Annotated in this window: 18 protein-coding genes and 1 pseudogene; 7 read left to right on the forward strand and 12 right to left on the reverse strand. The window is 62.9% G+C overall.

What is annotated here, in order from left to right; translation table 11 throughout:
• Positions 1-85 precede the first annotated feature (85 nt).
• The 10 genes from BLW71_RS30850 to BLW71_RS30900 all read right to left on the reverse strand — a co-directional run bounded on the left by BLW71_RS30850 (position 86) and on the right by BLW71_RS30900 (position 7298).
• On the reverse strand, positions 86-1315 hold the full coding sequence (locus BLW71_RS30850; protein WP_091806152.1) for a YbfB/YjiJ family MFS transporter: 1230 nt from the start codon (positions 1313-1315) through the stop codon (positions 86-88).
• Between the two features lie 95 nt (positions 1316-1410).
• Positions 1411-2025 (reverse strand): TetR/AcrR family transcriptional regulator, encoded by a 615-nt coding sequence (locus BLW71_RS30855; RefSeq protein ID WP_091806155.1) that lies wholly within the window; start codon positions 2023-2025, stop codon positions 1411-1413.
• Between the two features lie 107 nt (positions 2026-2132).
• Positions 2133-3770, reverse strand: a complete 1638-nt coding sequence (locus tag BLW71_RS30860; protein WP_091806158.1) for an MFS transporter — start codon at positions 3768-3770, stop codon at positions 2133-2135.
• 7 nt (positions 3771-3777) lie between these two features.
• Positions 3778-4065: a DUF3303 domain-containing protein gene (locus tag BLW71_RS30865; RefSeq protein ID WP_091806161.1), complete on the reverse strand. Its 288-nt coding sequence runs from the start codon at positions 4063-4065 to the stop codon at positions 3778-3780.
• Positions 4066-4563: 498 nt separating this feature from the next.
• A complete protein-coding gene (locus BLW71_RS30870; RefSeq protein ID WP_091806164.1) occupies positions 4564-4848 on the reverse strand; it encodes a hypothetical protein in 285 nt (94 codons plus the stop codon).
• A gap of 88 nt (positions 4849-4936) precedes the next feature.
• Positions 4937-5215, reverse strand: a complete 279-nt coding sequence (locus tag BLW71_RS30875; protein WP_091806167.1) for a hypothetical protein — start codon at positions 5213-5215, stop codon at positions 4937-4939.
• A 515-nt stretch (positions 5216-5730) separates the two neighbouring features.
• A complete protein-coding gene (locus BLW71_RS30885) occupies positions 5731-5937 on the reverse strand; it encodes a hypothetical protein (protein ID WP_091806173.1) in 207 nt (68 codons plus the stop codon).
• Positions 5938-6253: 316 nt separating this feature from the next.
• Positions 6254-6463: a hypothetical protein gene (locus tag BLW71_RS30890; protein ID WP_091806176.1), complete on the reverse strand. Its 210-nt coding sequence runs from the start codon at positions 6461-6463 to the stop codon at positions 6254-6256.
• Between the two features lie 183 nt (positions 6464-6646).
• Positions 6647-6931: a hypothetical protein gene (locus tag BLW71_RS30895; RefSeq protein ID WP_091806164.1), complete on the reverse strand. Its 285-nt coding sequence runs from the start codon at positions 6929-6931 to the stop codon at positions 6647-6649.
• Between the two features lie 88 nt (positions 6932-7019).
• Entirely contained in the window at positions 7020-7298 is a 279-nt protein-coding gene (locus BLW71_RS30900; RefSeq protein WP_091806179.1) for a hypothetical protein, read from the reverse strand.
• A gap of 415 nt (positions 7299-7713) precedes the next feature.
• On the opposite strand from BLW71_RS30900, the gene BLW71_RS30910 reads away from it, so the two are divergent.
• On the forward strand, positions 7714-9915 hold the full coding sequence (locus tag BLW71_RS30910) for a serine/threonine protein kinase (protein ID WP_091806184.1): 2202 nt from the start codon (positions 7714-7716) through the stop codon (positions 9913-9915).
• 67 nt (positions 9916-9982) lie between these two features.
• On the opposite strand, the gene BLW71_RS42970 is transcribed toward BLW71_RS30910, so the two are convergent.
• A complete protein-coding gene (locus BLW71_RS42970) occupies positions 9983-11101 on the reverse strand; it encodes a formylglycine-generating enzyme family protein (RefSeq protein WP_502686860.1) in 1119 nt (372 codons plus the stop codon).
• 18 nt (positions 11102-11119) lie between these two features.
• Positions 11120-11965, reverse strand: a pseudogene (locus BLW71_RS42975) (caspase family protein); the annotation flags it as partial.
• A 368-nt stretch (positions 11966-12333) separates the two neighbouring features.
• On the opposite strand from BLW71_RS42975, the gene BLW71_RS30920 reads away from it, so the two are divergent.
• The 6 genes from BLW71_RS30920 to BLW71_RS30945 all read left to right on the forward strand — a co-directional run bounded on the left by BLW71_RS30920 (position 12334) and on the right by BLW71_RS30945 (position 19719).
• Positions 12334-12837 (forward strand): DUF4399 domain-containing protein, encoded by a 504-nt coding sequence (locus BLW71_RS30920; RefSeq protein WP_091806190.1) that lies wholly within the window; start codon positions 12334-12336, stop codon positions 12835-12837.
• Between the two features lie 47 nt (positions 12838-12884).
• Complete coding sequence (locus BLW71_RS30925) at positions 12885-13319, forward strand: DUF4399 domain-containing protein (RefSeq protein WP_091806192.1); 435 nt, start codon at positions 12885-12887, stop codon at positions 13317-13319.
• 283 nt (positions 13320-13602) lie between these two features.
• A complete protein-coding gene (locus BLW71_RS30930) occupies positions 13603-13884 on the forward strand; it encodes a hypothetical protein (protein ID WP_091806195.1) in 282 nt (93 codons plus the stop codon).
• Between the two features lie 226 nt (positions 13885-14110).
• A complete protein-coding gene (locus BLW71_RS30935) occupies positions 14111-15565 on the forward strand; it encodes an efflux transporter outer membrane subunit (protein ID WP_091809082.1) in 1455 nt (484 codons plus the stop codon).
• Positions 15566-15794: 229 nt separating this feature from the next.
• The gene (locus tag BLW71_RS30940) at positions 15795-18368 is read left to right on the forward strand and encodes an FHA domain-containing protein (protein WP_091806198.1); all 2574 of its coding nucleotides are present in this window, start codon (positions 15795-15797) and stop codon (positions 18366-18368) included.
• The gene (locus BLW71_RS30945) at positions 18346-19719 is read left to right on the forward strand and encodes a beta-barrel domain-containing protein (protein WP_091806201.1); all 1374 of its coding nucleotides are present in this window, start codon (positions 18346-18348) and stop codon (positions 19717-19719) included. Before BLW71_RS30940 ends, BLW71_RS30945 begins: the two co-directional genes overlap by 23 nt.
• The last annotated feature ends 9 nt before the right edge of the window (positions 19720-19728 follow it).

The raw sequence follows: 19728 nt of genomic DNA on the forward strand, positions 1-19728 counted from the left end.
GTTCCTGCGTACTTGCAGTATCGATGTCATGGATCAGCAAACCGCATGCCCAAGGCGAAAGTCGACCTGGAAATTCTTTGTCGCGTCACTGCGCGGTGTTGCGGGCGGCGGCTCCGATACGCGATGCAACGAGATCCGCGACGAATGCGATAGCGAGTGCTATCGCTCCGCAAGTGAAGATCAACGCGTAATCGTTATGCGTGTGCGAGAAAAGGTACGAGTAGCCGTATCCGCCCAGTGCCTGGAAGAGCGCAAAGGCTGTCGTCGCGCGGCTCCACGCGGCGCGCTGTTCGGTGTGATCGTGCGGCACGAGTTCGTGAATGCGTCCGAGCACGAGCGGCACGACGCCCGGTGTGAAAATGCCCAGAATCACGGTCGATACAGCCAGCGCCACTGCGCTGCCTGAAAAGGCGAGCAGGGCCACCGCTGCTGCTTGCAGAAGCAGTCCGACGCGGTACGCCTTGCCGAAGCCGATACGATCGGCAACGTTGCCGCAGATCACCGGACCGACGATCGCGGCGAGGCCATACAGCACCCAGTAGTCCGCGCCGATTGCAGCGCCACGCCCCAAGCCGCGAGCGACGTAGTCGACGAGCAGCACCATCGCCGGTACGAGGCCGAGGGCATTCGCCGCGTATTGCGCGTACAGCACGCGCAGCGTCAAGCCGTGCGGGCGCGCCGTGTGATGTGCGCCGGGCGGCACGACCGCGGCGGGCGGGTTCGTGGAGGGCCAGCCGAACCAGCTCACGGCGGTCAGCACCAATGCCACGATGCCGAGGCCGATCCACGCAGTCTGCAAGCCGAAGTGGAGCAATTTCGGAATCAACGTGCCGGATGCCGCGATGCCGAGGCCCAGCCCGAGAAAGATCATGCCGCTCACGAAGCCACGGCGCGGCGCCGGAATATGCGGAAGAATCGAGGTCGCCACCAGCACCATGATCGCGCCACCGGAAATGCCCGACAACAAACGCCACGCAAAGAACCAGCTCACCGAAAGCGGATACGCGCAGGCGAAGAAGGCGGCGGTCACCACGACCATCAGCAGGCGCAACGCGGTGCGGTTCGAGAGCGCCGATGCAAGCGGCCGGCCGATCAACGCGCCGACCAGATAACCGGCGAAGTTCGCCGCGCCGAGCGTAACCGCTTGCGACGAGCTGAACCAGTGCGCCTGGATCAGCGAGGGAATCAACGGCGTGTAAGCGAAGCGGGCGAGGCCGATGGCGACGAGACTGCCGCACAGTCCGGCGAGCGTTGCAAAGAGCGCGCGGGCGTCGAGTGAGACTGGACTGGCGGACGTTATCGGTGCAGCGGACATGACGGTTCCTTTACCGGTGCGCGCGCTGATGGCGGCGCTGCCGGATGGCGGTGATGAAATCGAAGTGGAGGGTTGCGCCTTGTCAGGCGCCCGGCTCAGACGTTGTTGTCTTGCGCCGGTAGAGCAGGCAAACCGAGCAGCAGCAGAGCCGGCGCTATCGCGCCGATCAGCAGCGCCGGTTGCGGATCGACCCGCGCGAGGACGCGAACGCCGATCAGCGTGGCCAGCAGGTGCGTTGCGGCGTCGTCGGCGGAAACGACGGCGGTGATCTCACCGCTTTCGGTGGCCGCGACCATGCGGCGGTAGAAAAACGCCCGGACTTCTGCGAATTCCGTGGCGACGATTTCACGGAATGCTTCGTCGTCCGATGCGGTTTCGATCGCCGTATTGACCAGCATGCAGCCGCGTTTGCCAGGGTCGGCGAACGTTCGCTCCAGGATCTCATGGAAGAACAGGGTAACGCCCTGAGCCGGCGACACGCTGCGCTCCAGCCGATTAATGCGCTCGCGCAACGTGTGCTCGAGGTAATGCTCGAGCGCACGCAGATACAGCGCGCGCTTGTCGCCGAATGCGTTGTAGAGGCTCGGCTGCGTCAGGCCGGTCGATTTGACCAGGTCGCGCGTGGTGGTCGCCTCGTAGCCCTTTGTCCAGAAAGCCGCGCTCGCCGCTTCCAGCACGTCGTGCTCATCGAATTCACGAGGTCTTGCCATGATGAATGTCCTTCCTGCGTCGCTGACGACTATTCTGTATCGGTCGATATAGAAACGAATTATATATCGACCGATACAGAATGCAAGAAGAAGATGGGGCGGCGTCTTTAGAGCACGCTGCGGTGCGGTGGAATGGCGTCTGCGGCTGATTGGCCGTCGGGCGTGAGGTCGCTTTCCGGATAGCTGATGCGCACGGGGGGCACGAACCACGCGAGGCACAGCCCGATCAGCGCGGCGCCGCCAGCCACCAGAATGCCGATGTGAATCGATTGCACCAGTGCTTCGCGGGCGGATCTCATCATGGCGTCGCCCGCGTGGCCGGCGCTTACCAGACGATTGATCAACGCGGCCTGTTCCGCGCGATCCACCAGCAGTTCAGGACTGGCGAAGGATTTGAACCACTGCGTCGCCTGATAGGAGTCGAGCGAGCGATGCACGCCGCGCGAATAGAGATGGCCGAGCAACGCGCCGGTCATCACGGTGCCGAGCATGCCGCCGAATGTTCTGAGCGATTGAAGCAGCGCGGTGGCCGCGCCGACATGATCCCGCGCGACGATCTGCTGGGAACAAATCGTCAGGCTGGTGGCGACCAGGCCGAGGCCGATTCCGCTGATACCCATACACGACATCCACACCAGATGCGGCTCCGTGCCGCGCAAGACGACCACGCTGAGACAGGCGAGCGCGGATAGCGCAAAACCGACATACATGATGCCGTTCGCGCGATGGATCCGTGTGACGATACGATTGTTGACCACGCTGCCCACCGTCGTGCCGAGCAGCAGCGGCGTAATCAGCATGCCCGAGTCATGCGCGGACATTGCGTAGCCGCCCTGAAACAGCAGCGGCACGTAAAACACCAGCGAAAACAGCGCGAAGCCGCCGAGCACCGACATGGCGAAGAGCGCGGAGAGCTTGCGGTCCATGAGCATGTCCACCGGCACGATCGGATAGCCCACGCGCCGCTCCCATAGCCACAGAATCAGTCCGCAAGTCGCGCTCACGACGATCAGCACGACGGTCGTGGTGTCGAGACCGCGCCTCGGAAGCAGCTCGATCAGCAGTTGCACTGCGCCGAACGTGAGCGCGAGCACGAACGCGCCGAGCCAGTCGAGCCGCACGGGACCCTTGCGCCGCAGATGGAGAAGCGGCGGCAGAAAGCGCTGCACGAACAGCAGCGACACGAGTCCGACCGGCACGTTGACGAAGAACACCAGCCGCCAGCCGCCATATTGCGTCAACATGCCCCCGAGGGTCGGCCCGATCATGTTGGCGATGCCGAAGGCGGACGTGACGAACACCAGCCAGCGCAACCGCAGTTTCGGATTGGGGAACAGATCGGCGACAGTGGCGAACACCGTGCCGATCAGAATGCCGCCGCCGATCCCTTGCAGGCCGCGCGAAATCACCAATACCAACATGCTGTTGGCGAGTCCGCACAAGACGGAAGCACCGGTGAACAACAGGATCGCGGCGAGTAGAAAGCGCTTGCGGCCGAACAGATCGCCCAGTCGCCCGAAGATGGGAATCGTGATGACGGAAGCCAGCATGTACGACGTCGCGACCCACGCGTACAGGTCGAAGCCCTTCAGTTCGGCGACGATGCGCGGCAGGGCGGTGCCGACAATGGTCTGATCCAGCGCCACCAGCATCGCGACGAAGGCGATGCCGAGCATCGCCAGCAGCGATTCGCGGAACGGCAGCAGTTGCCCGCTCGGAAGCGGCGCGGCGAGCCCGGCGCTCATGATGTGCTTACTTGTTGCGGGCGGCCAGATGTCTGCCGAGGGCGGCGCCCAGGTCTTCGTCGGTCATGGCCGGGAAGATGCTCATGGTGAGCAGGTCGCCCCATTCGAGCGCCAGCGCCGAGATGCCGCGCGTGTCGTCCGCTTCGACGACCGCAAAGCCGTGCAATCCGCCGATAGCGTGCCAACGGCCCAGCAGTTTGATACCGTCCGGCGCCTGGCCGCCGGTCTTCATGAAGCGTTCGATGACGGAACCCTCGGCAGTAGGTTGACCGGTCCATTGGACGATGAATTTCATGGGCGTCTCCAATTCGAATTGGCGATGCCGGCTCGTGGCGCGCTGCCATCGTCGCTGAAGGTCTGCGGTGCGTCGTGGATGCGGCGCGACCGCTTTAGCGCCAACAAGCTGTCCGGATAGTGCGTGCTATTGGCGGACGGCGAAAAAAACCACGTGGCGTCCTAAGCATCATAGGTGAGCGCACGGCCGGCGGCGTCGCCGCGTGCGGACATTCACCAGGCTAAATGAACAAGCCCGTTTTTTCACGCCGAAGAAGCGATGCGGGGTGTTTGCGGGCGTGGGTAAGTCGGGCGTCGTCGGGGAGCAACTTGGCGGTGCGTCGCCCGAAAAGAAATCGGGCGGCTGGCCGGTGTGAATTGCCGGCTGCCGCCCGGGTGTCTTGTGACATGTGCTGAGGTCTCCTCGCACTATCAGTATAGGAAATCTATCCACGGCTCGCCGGACGGTGACGGCCTGCCGGCAGTAGTGAGGCCCCCCGGCCCTCGCTACTGCGAGCCGTCAGACGTTGGCGTAGTTAGCGCCCCAGAGCGAAGGGCTCACGTTCAGGTGCAGCGGCACGAATCCCGCGCCGATCACGCCGACGTTGTTGAGTGCCGCAACGTTGACGTATTGCATCTGGTTGAGGTTCTGGTTTATCGAGACGTTGACGTTGGCAATGCCGCCAAGGCCGGCAACCGAGGGCAGGCCGGGCACGCTGCTGCCGGTGCCGCCGGCCACCGCCGACATGGCGCGGCGGTCGAGCTCGCGGGTGCCGGACAGATCGCGAATCATGAGGGATGACATGGTGCTTCTCCAAAGGTACGCGCAGGACGCGGGTAGTCGGCGGGCGGTGAAGCGCGCCGGAGAGCCGGGCGCCTCGCCGCGTCACGTCTTACACGTGGATGTTGTTGCTCGTGGTGACGTACGGGTTGACCGTCGAGTGGATGCCGGAGGCGAACGCGACGTTGTTGCCGTTGGCGTTCTGCAGGTTCAGTTCGTTGTTGATCAACTGCGTGGCATCGACCTTCTTGCTGTTGTTCGGGGCGAACACGGGGCTGAAGTTGAAGTACGACGACGAAGGATAGTAGCCGGTGCCACCGCGCACGGCGCTCATGGCCTTGCTGTCGAGTTGTTCGGTGATGGAGAGGTCTTTGATGGTCAGCGTGTTCATGGTGAATCTCCTGAAGGGAAAGGGCATTGGCCTGGGAAAGGTTGCGAGCAACTTGTCTGCTCGAGTGTCACTAATGCACGGGCTGTGCCAGTTTTATTCAAGGTTCCTAATAAAGTTGAGGGAGGCTTGCTGCGTAAGGGTTTCGCGTGGCGGTGCGAGGTTGGTAGTGGCGCATCGCGGCATCTGGGAGATGAGCGGCTGACGGCGTGCGCCCGACAGACCACGTCATGCTGTTGGATCTCTTACGACACCAGGTGCGGAGAACCCCGCTGCATCGGCGCGCGCGTGTGCCGACTTCGGGAATGCGAAGTCGCTGGAAACTGTCGAGCGGGAGTTGGAGGCGGAGCGCGCGAAATTCGCGGCAAGGGGGCTTGGCTGTCGCGCTGTCGTCAGCGCGGATTGCCTGAACGCGATCGGCCGGTAGGCGGGGGCATTGACCCGATCAAACGGACAGGCCCCCTGCGCAACGTGGTCGCGCAGGGGGCCTGTTTCCAATTGCGGACATCTCGCGCGTCCTACAGGTAGGTGCCGCTAATGCGTCCTTCGAAGATGGCGGTGTTGATTCCAAAGTCGTCGACGTGAGCTTGCGAGCCGCCGTCGACAGTGACGACAACGGAACGACCGCCGCGAACAGCTTTCATCTGTTCGGCGGTCAGCGTCAGTTCGTCATGGGCGAGATCCGCGGAACGCGGCAGGTCTTTAATGATGAGGGCGGATTTCATGGCATTGCTCCTGAAGTTGGATGGGAGAGCACGGTGCGGTGCTCAGTCCATCATCTGCAAGGGCTATGCCAAATTGCGCGCGTTGAGCGAGGAAACCGTATGCGAGGCGTCAACGCAATGCCTGCAGGGGCGAGACGGCATGCGCCTAATCGACATGACGTCCGGGGACGGTGAAATGGCAAGGAAGTGTTCGGCAAGGCCCGACCAACCGCGTGCGGGCTGTCGGGCAGCAGCGCTCCATCTCCAGCACAAGAAAACGGCACGCGTGTGTGACGCGTGCCGCTTCCGTGAATATCGCGCTGAGAGTTCGCGCGGTTTAAGGTTTGCGCTGCATGGCCGCGCGTGCGATCGTCTGGTGCGCCGCGGGGAATCCGGGCGGATACTCGACGACGCGTGCGGAAGCCGGCACCAGCGGCGCGGCCACATTCAGCCGTGCGCCAATACGAGCGCCGCCAACAATGGCGGCCATTGCCTGACGATCGAGTTCGACGCTATCGGTGAGGTCCTTGATGATGAGTCTCGCCATGGTGGCTCCAGGAAAGAAGTCGAGCGGCTGGCCGGTGTGAATTGCCGGCTGCCGCCCGGGTGTCTTGTGACATGTGCTGAGGTCTCCTCGCACTATCAGTATAGGAAATCTATCCACGGCTCGCCGGACGGTGACGGCCTGCCGGCAGTAGTGAGGCCCCCCGGCCCTCGCTACTGCGAGCCGTCAGACGTTGGCGTAGTTAGCGCCCCAGAGCGAAGGGCTCACGTTCAGGTGCAGCGGCACGAATCCCGCGCCGATCACGCCGACGTTGTTGAGTGCCGCAACGTTGACGTATTGCATCTGGTTGAGGTTCTGGTTTATCGAGACGTTGACGTTGGCAATGCCGCCAAGGCCGGCAACCGAGGGCAGGCCGGGCACGCTGCTGCCGGTGCCGCCGGCCACCGCCGACATGGCGCGGCGGTCGAGCTCGCGGGTGCCGGACAGATCGCGAATCATGAGGGATGACATGGTGCTTCTCCAAAGGTACGCGCAGGACGCGGGTAGTCGGCGGGCGGTGAAGCGCGCCGGAGAGCCGGGCGCCTCGCCGCGTCACGTCTTACACGTGGATGTTGTTGCTCGTGGTGACGTACGGGTTGACCGTCGAGTGGATGCCGGAGGCGAACGCGACGTTGTTGCCGTTGGCGTTCTGCAGGTTCAGTTCGTTGTTGATCAACTGCGTGGCATCGACCTTCTTGCTGTTGTTCGGGGCGAACACGGGGCTGAAGTTGAAGTACGACGACGAAGGATAGTAGCCGGTGCCACCGCGCACGGCGCTCATGGCCTTGCTGCCAAGTTGTTCGGTGATGGAGAGGTCTTTGATGGTCAGCGTGTTCATGGTGAATCTCCTGAAGGGAAAGGGCATTGGCCTGGGAAAGGTTGCGAGCAACTTGTCTGCTCGAGTGTCACTAATGCACGGGCTGTGCCAGTTTTATTCAAGGTTCCTAAGAAAGTTGGAGGAGGCTTGCTGCGTAAGGCTTTCGCGTGGCGGTGCGAGGTTGGTGGTGGCGCATCGCGGCATCTGGGAGATGAGCGGCTGACGGCGTGCGCCCGACAGACCTCGTCATGCTGTTGGATTTCCCACGACACCGGTTCAGCGCGCAGGCAGCGGGCCAATCCTGGTTTGCGAAAGCACGGACCTGGAGCTAGTATCGAAGCGGCACATGTAACTGGTTACGACAGGTTTTCTATCGGCCTGAGAGGCTGGGATCGCATGCGATCCGGCCCAACGGCAGCGGCGGTGCTTCGCACAAATGGCTAGCCTTGCGCGTGTGATTCACGACTTTCAGAACGGCGAGCTGTCCCGTGACGAGTTCGTGGCTCAACTCGACAGCACGTTGACGACCGAGGGACTCGGTCCCACGCAGCTGCTGGACATGCTTGGCGCCGCCCAGCGCAAAGCACCGTTGCCCGACGATCTCTATGTGGAAGTGCGGCGGCGTATCGAACAGTTGCGCGTTTCGAACGTGGCTGCGGGCGGCGACGAAACGGGCATCCAGACCACAGTCGAAATTCCATCGGTGCGCTCGGCGAGCGCGGGTAGTGCCGGTAGCGTCGGCAATGCATCCCACGCAGCCGGTAACGGCAACGGCAACGGCGGCGCGACGGGACAGGACCAGATCAAAGGAACCGGCGACACGCTGAATAACCGCTTCGTGCTCGAGGAATGCCTGGGCGTCGGCGGTATGGGCACGGTGTACAAGGCGCTCGACCTGCGCAAGCTCGAGGCCTCGGATCGCAAACCGTACCTCGCGATCAAGGTGCTCAACGTCCAATTCCGCGGCAACCCCAATTCGCTTGTCGCGTTACAGCGCGAGGCGCGCAAGGCGCAGGTGCTCGCGCATCGCAACATCATCACGGTGTACGACTTCGACCGCGACGGGCCGATCGTCTATCTGACCATGGAGTACCTGTCCGGCAAGCCGCTCAGCCAGTTGCTGCGCACGCCGGGCTACCAGGGCATGCCGGTGCGCGCCGCGCTGCCGATCGTGCGCGGCATGAGCAGCGCGCTCGCTTACGCGCACGAACGCGGCTTCGTGCATTGCGACTTCAAGCCCGCCAACGTATTTCTCACGACGAATGCTGAAGTGAAAGTGATCGACTTCGGCATCGCTCGCGTGTTTCAGCGTCCGGAAGAAGAGAGCGACGCCACCGTTTTCGATCCGGGCAGCCTCGGCGCGTTGACGCCCGCGTATGCCAGCCCGGAAATGATCGAGCACCGCGAGCCGGATCCGCGCGACGATATCTACGCGCTCGGCTGCATCACGTATGAGCTGCTGACCGGCCACCATCCGTTCGACCGGTTGTCGGCGACACAAGCCCGCAATGCCGATTTCAAACCGCAGCGGCCGGCCAATCTCGACTCGAGACAATGGCGCGCACTGCGCTCGGCGCTGTCGTTCGATCGCAATACGCGCATGCCGAGCGTGGAGCGCTTCATCGCGGAGTTCGACAACGAGGCGCGCGCGGAGAAGTCGGGTACGTTGGCGAAGGTGGGACTCGCGAGTTTCGCGGTGGTGTGCGCGGCGGCGGTCGGGGTGTTCGCATTCCGCTCGGCGCCGAACCGGCAGAACGGGGCGCAGACGCCGGCGGGCGCGTCGCAGGCTTTGGCGGAGCAGACGGCTTCGTCGTCTGCGGCTGAGACGGTCTCTGGGCCGGTTGCCGCGGCAGCGCCGCCTCCGCCGGCCAATGTCGTCGCGGCGGCGCCTGCCACGGCACCCCCGGCAAGTCCGGTCGCGGCCGTGCCCGTCACGCCACCCACGCCCGCGCCGAAGCCGGCGCTCACGCTCGCCGCCATCACACCCGCGTTGACGCAAGTGCCCTGTTCGGCGCTGTCCGCCTCAGTACAGGACCATTCGCTGACGGTGCGCGGCTATGTCTCGCAACGCTACGGCACCGCGCATCTGAAGGACACGCTGGCGGCGTTGCCGGGTGTCGATACGCTGACGCTGGCCGTCGAGCCGCTCGCCGACGACAAGTGCGACACCATCAAGGCGCTCGCGCCCTACTGGGTCGGCAACATGCAGGCCGGACACGTTGCGGCCTTGCATGTGAGGCCGTCAGGCGGACAGTTGAGCGATGGCGACCCGCTCGTTGTCGACGTCACCACACCGGGCTACGACTCGTATGTGAACCTCGACTACTACCAGCTCGACGGCAGCGTCGTGCACATGGTGCCGAGCCCGCGCGCAAAGGACAATCAGGCGCCGCCGCACTACGCCGCCACCATCGGCAGCGCGGGGGACTGGATCATTTCAAAGCCGTTCGGATCGGAGATGGTCGTGCTGCTGATTACGCCGGCGCCGCTATTCGACAAGCCGCGTCCGGAAAGCGAAGCACGCGCCGATTATCTGCGCGCGCTCGACGCGAGGCTCGCACAGATCGGCGGCAAATACGGCCGTGATCACATCGTCGCCGATTTCGCGCCGATTACGACGAAGCCACGCTCGCCCTAAGTCCGCACCTTGGATGCGGCTTGCTTGACGGTGGCGAGCCGGGCGCGGGCCCGACAACTCACACCAGTCACTTGAGATCCTTGACGACCCGAAAGCCATCCTGCGACTGGCGCACGCCCGAGCTGTACTTGAAGCGTGTCGCGCTGAGCATATAGCCGCCGCCCTCGCGCCACGAACCGCCGCGAATCACGCGCATGTCGCAGCCGGGGCTGTCCCATGCGTGGCCGTCGGCAGGCGCGCCCTGGTAGGAGTTGTGCCAGCAGTCGGCGGTCCATTCCCACACGCTGCCGTTCATGTCGTACAGGCCAAGCGGATTCGGCGCGAACGAGCCGGCGGACTCAGGTCCTTCCTTGTGCCACGGGTCGCCGCAGTCCTTGCAGTTGGCGTTGCCTTTGCGCATCTGGTCGCCCCACCAGTAGGCTGTCGTGGTGCCGCCGCGATCCGCATATTCCCATTCCGCTTCGGTGGGTAAACGGTACGGTTTGCCGGTGCTCTTGCTCAACCATTTCACGTACTGCTGTGCGTCGTCCCAACTGAGATCGCGCGCTGGGGCGGCTTTGTTGGTATTGCTTTCGGGTGTGAGTTTCTGACAGCCGTTGGCTGCCACGCACGCGTTCCACTGCTCCACCGTCACCTCGTACTTGCCGATCGCGAACGGCGCACCAATGCTCACGTGATGTACCGGCTTTTCCGATGGATCGTCGGTGCTGTTGCCCATCGAGAATGAACCTGCAGGCACGGTAATCATGATCGGACAGGTGGCGCAATCGCGGCTTTCGCCGGCGACCGGCGTATGCGTGACGGGCTTTTGCGTTACCGCCGCCGCAGGTGGCGCGGCCGGCGGGGCGGCGCTTGCGATGGGCTTCGGTGCCGGCGCACTGGGCGGCGGCGTTGGCCGTGCTGCTTGTGGCGCCGGTGCCACGGAAGGCGCGGCAGGTGTGGCTGCGGAGGGCGAACTCGACGCCCCCGCTGCGCGCAAACGTTCGATGCGCGCGTGAGCGAGCGTGGCGAAGCGGCCGCCTGGATAGGCCTTCAGATACGCCTCGTAGTCGCCCGGGTAATTACTGTCCTTGATCGAATTCCAGAATGTGATTTCGTATTGTTCGCTGCTGTCTTTCGGCAAGATGCCTCTGCTGCGCAGCGTGATCACGGGATTGTCCAGAGCGGCGGACGCAGCATCGGACACGAGCAACGACCGAGGCAGCGAGGAAGCCAGCCACGGCGTTTGCTCGCCACCCGTTACGTCGCGAACCTGCGCCGCGATGCGCTGGAACAGATTCGCCAGGGGCTGCGACGGAGCGCTGTCGAGCGCGTGCAGCCATGCATTCGTGTAGACGCCATGACGCACGCCGTCCGCCGCGAAACCGCCAGGCGCGGTCGCGTAGGCCACTACCGTGTTGTCCGGAAGCGCGGACGTATTGCCCGCCACGTCCGCCGAGAACGGGTTGTTCAGACACGTATCGAGGATCACGAGATTGAACTGGCCGTCACGCGGCGCGCGCATTGCCTGCAATACGGCGTTGAGATCGACGCCCGCTCCGACGACGGCAGCCGGCAAGCGAGAATCGAGTCCCGCGGGGATGAGCAGTGTTTGCGGGCCGATTTGCATGCCGTGTCCCGCGAAATAAAAGAGGCCAACGCCGCCTGACCGCAGGCGCTCATGGAATTCACCGATGGCTTCGCGCATTTGCTGCGGCGTCGCGTTGGTACGCATGATCACGTCGAAGCCGAGTGTTTTCAGCCTGTCACGCATGTCTTCGGCATCGCGTGGGGCGTTCTCACGCAGTGCATCGACTTGCGTGTCGGTGCGGTCCGCAAGTTCGGCGCGATCGGCGTGATCGGCACCGTACGCGCCGTTACCAATCACTAGCGCAATACGTGGAGAAGACTGCTTGCCTGATTGTGGCGTGAACGGAGTGAGCGGCAATGTCGCCATGTTCGCCGCATTCGCGCCCCGCTCGACGCCATCAGGTTGCGGCGCCGCATAAGCATCGCCCCAATGCGCCTGCATTGCCCCGGCCATGCACACCAGCATGAATATTCGCCACATCTTCACATCCTGTTTGTTCCGGACAGAACATAGGCAATCGAGGACCGCGCTACTCGCAGCAGTTGCTGGAGTCAAAGGCGCGAAGCATCGACGCCGCTATCGACCATCCATCTGCAACCTCTTAATAACGATAGCACGCGCTTTGCGCGCCACAACAGTCGGCATGCCCCGAATGCGTTATACGGTTAACGAGTGTGGCGTATCTTTTTGGCAAGTTACGTCCTAAGCTAATTCACAAAGTAAGGTGGCACGGTCGTTTTATCCAGGGGCGGCTGTCCAACCGCGCGTGCGCCCGTGGCGTCCAGCCGAAACGTCCGGCCTGCGTCGTGCAGTCGGGTCGCCATGACCATTCGTCGGGAGAGTGCGCTATGCGAAGAACCGTTACCCCCGTTGTTACCGACGTGCGTCATGGAGCGAATGCGCATCGCGAGGCGCGGCGCAAGGCGCTGCGCGCGACGCTTGTCCTCGTGTTCGGCAACATGGTGCCCGGCGCGTTGGCGCTGGCCGAGTCAACCACTTCGCCGCCGGGCGCGGAGGAATACATCATCTGGCCACCGGATGGCGCGGTGATTCACGGCGGCAAGTTGTGGGTGCGCATGGGCTTGCGGAACATGGGCGTGTGCCCGAAGGGCGTCGTGTTCCCCAACACCGGCCATCACCATCTGCTGATCGACACCGACCTGCCGCCGCTCGATCAGGAAATCCCATCGGATCGCAATCACCTGCACTTCGGCGCGGGTGAGACGGACGCGCGGATCGAGTTGCCGCCGGGCAAACACACACTGCAACTCATTCTCGGCGATCACAACCACGTGCCGCATGTGCCGCCCGTGTATTCGAAGAAGATCACCATCACCGTGCTAAAAGACTAGCGCGATCCGTTCGTTCAAAGCGGATCCGTCAGGACGGAGAGACCTCCATGTACAAGATCATCGCGGCCGCGGCGCTCGTCATGTCGGCGGCATTGGCTTCGCCAAATGTCGTCATTGCGGGTACGACGCCCGCACCGGCGGGTGCCCATGCATATATCGGCTATCCCAACGACGGCCAGGTCGTCCCGGCCAACAAGCCATTCAAGGTGTGGTTCGGCCTGCGGTATATGGGCGTGGCGCCCAAAGGCGTCAAGTATCCGAATACCGGCCACCATCATCTGCTGATCGACACCGACCTGCCGCCGATGGATCAGGAAATTCCGTCGGATCGCAACCATCTGCATTTCGGTGCGGGCGAAACGGAGACCACGATTCAGCTGCCGCCAGGCAAGCACACGTTGCAGTTGCTAATGGGCGACGACATGCATATCCCGCACAATCCGCCTGTGTATTCGAAGAAGATCACCGTCATTGCGCGGTGACGCAATCCGCGGCGTGACGCTCCGGCAATCGGGTGTTACGCCGCAACCAACAGCTTCGCGCGGTATGTTGGCCGCGATCCACCATCCTCCGCGCACCGCTTCTCCGCTTCTCTCGCGATCCGTCTCCCGGTCCACCCAGCAACCCTTTATCTACGGCGCTCCGACAAATTTATTAGGAGAAAAAAGGAAGACTGGCACAGCCCATGCATTAGTGACACTCGAGCAGACAAGTTGCTCGAACCCAACCGCAAACTGTGCAGTATTCCCTTCCAGGAGATTGACCATGAACACGCTGACCATCAAAGACCTGTCCATCACCGAACAACTCGACAGCAAGGCCATGAGCGCCGTGCGCGGTGGCATGGGCTACTATCCTTCGTCGTCGTACTTCAACTTCATGCCGATGTACGCGCCGAACAACAGCAAGACGGTCAATGCCACCCAACTGATCAACACGCAACTGGACATTCAGAACGCCAACGGCAACAACGCAGCGTTCGTCTCCGGCATCACGACCACGATCGATCCGCACGTGAGCGCAAGCAACAACATCAACGTGCACTAAACGGCGCAGGCCGCCGCGGAGGCGAGACGGCCTCCGCGGGCTCTTACCGCCCGCTCCTCAAAAAGATCTCGCAGCCAATCGTTCTTTCCACGCGCCCCCCCGCTTCACCGCACGAACCCCGCACCGATCTTCTTGCATCGCTTCGATGGTGAAGCCGCGCAGGAGATGCTTTACTTAAAGGGTGCGTTCTCCTCGTGCATTGAAACGGGCGTTATCGGAGACCATCGTGTCAGCGTTGCTTTCATCAACTCGTCAGCGCCTCGCCCGCAGGATATCGGTGCTGCGCTGCGTTTGCGCGGCAACGGCTTGCGCGCTCTCGCTGGTGGCCTGCGTCGATGTGAGCATGCCCGACTACAAGCGTCCCGACACGCCCGCCAAAACGTCCTGGTCGGATCAGAAGGGCTCGCCGGTGTCGGCGGCCGCGACCATCGAACCCGACTGGTGGAAGGGTTTCCACGATCCCTATCTCGACACGCTGATCGCGAAGGCAATTGCCGGTAACTTCGACATCAAGGTACTGGCAGCGCGTATCAACGTGGCCGGCACGCAGATCGGCGAAGCCAAAGCGGGCGCCTTGCCGACCATGGATTTGGGCGCCGGCGCCGATTTCGAAAAAACCACGCACCAGACCTTCTCCAAGCAGTACAACCTCGCGACGCAGGTGAACTGGGACATCGATATCTGGGGCAAAGTCGAAAAAGGCGTGCAGGCGCAAAAGGCGGAATTCCACGCCAGCGAGGCTGATTGGCGCGCCGGGTATCTCGAACTGGTGTCGAACGTGTCCAGCACGTACTTCCAGATTCTGCAATTCGACGACCAGATCGAGCAGCAGCAGAAAACGCTCGTAACGAACCGGCAGATCCTCACGATTTACGACGGCCAGCGCCGCAACGGCCTCGTGCCGCAAACCCAGGTGTTGCGGCAGCAGGCGGAGATCAACCGCCTGACCAATCAGTTGCTCGAGCTGCGCCGCTCGCGCGCGCTTGCCAACAACGCCCTCTGCACGTTGCTCGGCGTGCCGGCTGGCGAGTTTCAGATGCCCAAGGGGCATTTGCAGCAGCGTGTGCAACTGCCGCCCGTACCAGACGGCCTGCCCGCCCAACTGCTCGCGCGGCGTCCCGACGTGGTCGCCGCTGAGTTCAGAGTGCTGGAAGCCTACGACCTCGTCGGCCAGGCCAAGCTCGCGCAATTGCCGACCATCAGCCTGACTGCGCACGGCGGCACTGCCAGTTTTGCGTTGACCGACCTGCTTAAATCCTTCACGTACGGATTCATGCCCAGCATCAACATTCCGCTGCTCGATCCGGGCGTGCGGGCACATGTGAAAGTTACGCAGGCCCAATCGACGGTTGCCGAACAGCAGTATCGCGTGGCGGTGATGGCCGCGTTCGAGGAAGTGGAAAACGCGCTGGTCAATGTGAATTCGCACAAGGAACAGCGCGTGGAGTTGCAGCAGGAAGTGTCGCGGTTGCAAATCGTGGCGGACCAGATCCAGTCGCAGTTACGACTCGGCGTGGTGTCCCAGCTGGAGGTTTTCGAAACCGAGCGGACTTTGCTGGAAGCACAACAGGAACTGCTCGCCAACCATCAGCAAATTCTGTCCGACACCGTATTGCTTTATAAAGCGCTGGGCGGCGGTTGGCCGAGCGTCGACGTGCAGACGGAAGTAAAGGAGCACTGAGCTAATCCGCAATGTGGCGCGCCGCAGGGGGTATTTCGGCTGTAACTGACGCACTCATTGCCTTCATAACCGACGATCGGAAAATTGACACTCGCCATGTGTGACTTACAATCTTTAAGGGGCCGCCTAATGCGCGGCTCACTCAAACAATATCTTTCCGCCGTAGTCCTTTGTCCCGTTTCCGTTGCGTGCTCCTCGCAACGGGTAAACGCTTAGTGATCCAGATAAAATGGCTGCCGGCGAAGCTTCGATTGCTGAGATACGCGCGACTGAAGACGCTGCGTTCGACGTGGTGTTGTCGCCGGCTGCGTCCGGGCAGCGTCCCGCGCTTGACGCGATCCGGATCGTCGACAATCTGTTTGCAATTGGGCGCAGCGAGGCACCTTTTACCGACTATCCCGCGGAACGGATTGCGCGCCTGTCCCGCCGTCATGCGCGGATTTTCACGGAACACGGCGCGGTCTACGTGGCCGACCTCGGCAGCAAGAACGGTACGACGGTGAACGGTGTCGCGGTGCGGCAAACGCCGGCCCGCGTGCGCGCCGGCGACGAACTGTGCTTCGGCGGCGAGCTTTGCTACCGGGTGAGCATCGAGCCGCGCGCGCGTATCGTGGCGGCCGCCGCTTCTCCCGCCGCGCCGGGATTGCTGCTTGTGCCGCAGCGCGACGACCTCGGCCTGCAACCCATTGAGGTACAGGCGTTTCCGTTTCTCGTCAGCAAAACAGACGACGTCTTTTCGCGCTACAAGGACCGCTATCCGCATCAGGTCAACTACATTTCGCGCCGTCACGCCCACATCTTTCTGAAGGGCGGTGAGCTGTATGTCGAAGATCTCGGCAGCACCAACGGCACATTCGTCGGCGGAAAGCGACTGGACGAATCCGCGCTGCCGCTCGTAGAGGGAGACCTCGTTGCATTTGGCGGAGATCACTTCGTCTACAGGGTGACGCTGCAGAAGCCCCCTGAAGTCGAGCCCACCGTGACCCAACTCTTTCTCAACCCGGCCGCCGACGAAGCCGGCGATCCAGACAAGACAACGTTCGTTGGCGCCGCGCATTCCTTCCTCGATATCTTTTGCGTCGACCCCGGTCTGCAACGCGAGGACGAAGTCAACGAGGCGGCGCAGTCCCCGTCCGCGCACGCGAAACGCGATACGCCGACGGGCACGGAAAAAGTGGCGAGCGGCTCGAGCGGAGCGAATGGCGCCGCGCATGCAGGCGCGGGCAAGCGCAAACCGCAACGTTGGCGCCTGCTCGTGGGCGAACTCGGCAAGGCTTTTGCGATCGGCGACCGCACGAGCGTGCGGCGCATTGCGGTGTGGGGCGGCGTGGCCGGGGTGGTGCTGGTGGCGGTCGCCTCGGCGCTCTACATGCGTGGTTCGTCGGAGCGCGAGTTAAAGAATCTGCTGGCAAGCGGCGATTACAGCAGCGCGGTTACCACGGCAAAGGGCTATCTGGCGAGCCACCCCACGGACACGAAAGTCAGCGCGCTCGCGAGTGAAGCGCTGTTGAAGGCGAAAGTGCCCAACTGGCTGAATGCGCTGGAAAAGGCGCAGTTCGATCAGGCCGACGCGCTGCTCAACGAGATGAGATCGTTGAGTACAAACAATGTGGATGCCACGTCTCTGATCGGCGAATTGCAGTGGGTTGGCGATCTGGAACGCTTCGTGGCGAGCCGCGGTGGCATGGAAGCGCCGATTCGCATGTACACGGACGAGGGCAAGATCGGCAATCTGCTGCAACGCTGGGAGGACGACGCGAAGAGCCATCAACGCGCGCTCGACCGGATCGCTTCCTACGTGCCCGTGTTCGCCGACCCCTATGCGCAGGCACTGAGCCATCTGCGCAAACTGGAAAGCGACGATTCGGTTTATCTGGCCGCCATCGACCGCCTGAATGGCACGATTCGCACCGAACTGGCGCGCGACAAACCCGCTGCGCTGCCTCCCGTGCTCGACGATTACGCGCAGCGCTATCCGCGCCTCGCGGGCATTGACCGGGTGCGCCAGGATTTGCGCCAATACACCGATTTGCTGAATGCCGCGTTGAGCCGGCAACTGACGCCATTGCTCGCCATGCTGAAAGCGGCGCATTTCAGCACGCCGCCGTTTCAGGCGCAGTTTCAGCAACTGGCGGCCAGCCGTTTGCCGTCACCCGATGTCATTGCTCGCCATGACGCCGTGACGGCGGCATGGCAGCACGGTGACGCACAACAGGCACTAGCCGGGTTGCAAGCCATGCCCGCCGGGCCGTGGTCCGATGTGCTCGCTGCGGAAATGGCGCACAAGAAGGCTCTGCTCGACCAGTATGCGCAATTGCAGAAAACGCGCGGCGACAAGGATTACGACCAGCGCCTGCTGTCGTTCTACGCAAGCCTCGATCCGGCAATAGACGTGTGGTTCCTGCAGTCGATTCAGAAAGACGTGGCCGCCTTGCACGACAAAGCGTTGGCGCGTGCGCAAGACCTGATGTTGCGCGCTCAAAGCCTGTGGAAGCAGTACCGCGCGAGTGGATCGATCGGCGGAACGCAGCGCCTCGAAGCGGGTATTTCGCCGGGATTTCGCAGCGAGGCGCGTCTGCTTTCGGATGCGCAAACGTCGGCGCAACAGGGTACGCGCATCTACACGCAACTGAAGGCCGATCATCCCGCCGACTTCGACCGTCTGCTCGCCGATATCGACGCCGAAGCCAATTTGCAGCGCCGCTCGCTGACGGAGTTGCGCATGGTGCTGGATCCGGGACTTCTGAAAGCGAAGCTGGCATTGATCGGAGGCGAGCAGAGTGAAACGCGACAGTCACCCTAGACCGTTGTCGGAGGCGCTGGAGGATCACAGTGTCGAAGGCATTGCGATTCTGATGGCGGAGCCGGTGCGGCTCGCGCGCGCGCTGATCTGGGCGATGGTCGCGCTCGTCGTGGTCGGCCTGCTGTGGTCGTTCGTGGGGCGCGCGGACGTGATCGTCAGCGCGCAAGGCACGTTGTCGCCCGAATCGGAGGTGCGCCGGATTTATGCGCCGATCGACGGCGAACTCGCCGATCTGTATATCGCCGAAGGGCAACCCGTATCGAAAGGCGACGTGCTCGCGCGGCTCAATGCGCGCGGCGCGATCGAGGCTGCCAGCAATGCGCTGCAAGCACAGCTCAAACTGGAAGACGCCGAGCGCGACTGGAAGCAGTTTCCCGAGAAGAAGGCGCTGATGGAGCGCAAAGCCGCCGCGCTGAAGGCGCAGATGGAAGTGGAAGCGCGCCAGCACGAAAATCGCGTTTCCGAAGGCACGACCAAACTCGCGGAGGGGCAGAAGGCCGAACTCGACGAAGCGCGCAGCGTGCTAGACAATGCCCGCCGCACGCGTGAAGCGGCGCGTCAGGAACTGGACCGCTACTCGCGGCTCTTTGCGCAGCCGGGCGGCGGCGGCATCGCCGAATTGCAGGTGGAGCAGAAACGCACCGCGGCGATGGAAGCGGATAACGCATACCGTGTCGCGCAATCGAAACTCGCGGAACTGGATTTCCGCCTGAGCCACGAATATGCGCAGGCGAATGCGCAACTGGAAACCAGCGGCCAGCAGACCACCGACCTGCAGCTTCAATACGATTCGGCGGTGCGCGACATTACCGACGCGGAAGACAAGTTGCGCCTGCAACTGCAAAGCGCGCGGCTGGTGTCCGAGGCGGCCGCGCGGATTCGTTTCGAGAATATCGACAAGGACAATTTCCTGCTGATCCTCGCGCCGGTCTCGGGCGTCATCACTGACGTCACGTCGACGCAGCGCGGCGACAAGATTCAGGCCAACGCACCGCTCGGCGGCATTGCGCCCAAAGACGCGCGGCCCGTGCTGAAGATCGAAATTGCCGAACACGACCGTGCTTTTCTGCACGAAGGTCTGCCCGTCAAGCTGAAATTCAATGCCTTTCCCTATCAGCGCTATGGGCTGATTAGCGGCACGCTGGCCTATATTTCGCCGGCCACCAAACCGTCCTCGACGGACAAGCAGCCGGTCTACGAAGGCCGCGTCACGCTCGACAAGGATTACTACCAGATTGCCGACACGCGCTATCCACTGCGTTACGGCATGACGGCAAGCGCCGAGATCGTGGTGCGTGAGCGCCGCCTGATCGATCTGGGTCTCGATCCGTTCAGGCAGGTGGCGGGTTGACCGCGCGGA

The sequence above is a fragment of the Burkholderia sp. WP9 genome, assembly GCF_900104795.1.
GTDB lineage: Bacteria > Pseudomonadota > Gammaproteobacteria > Burkholderiales > Burkholderiaceae > Paraburkholderia.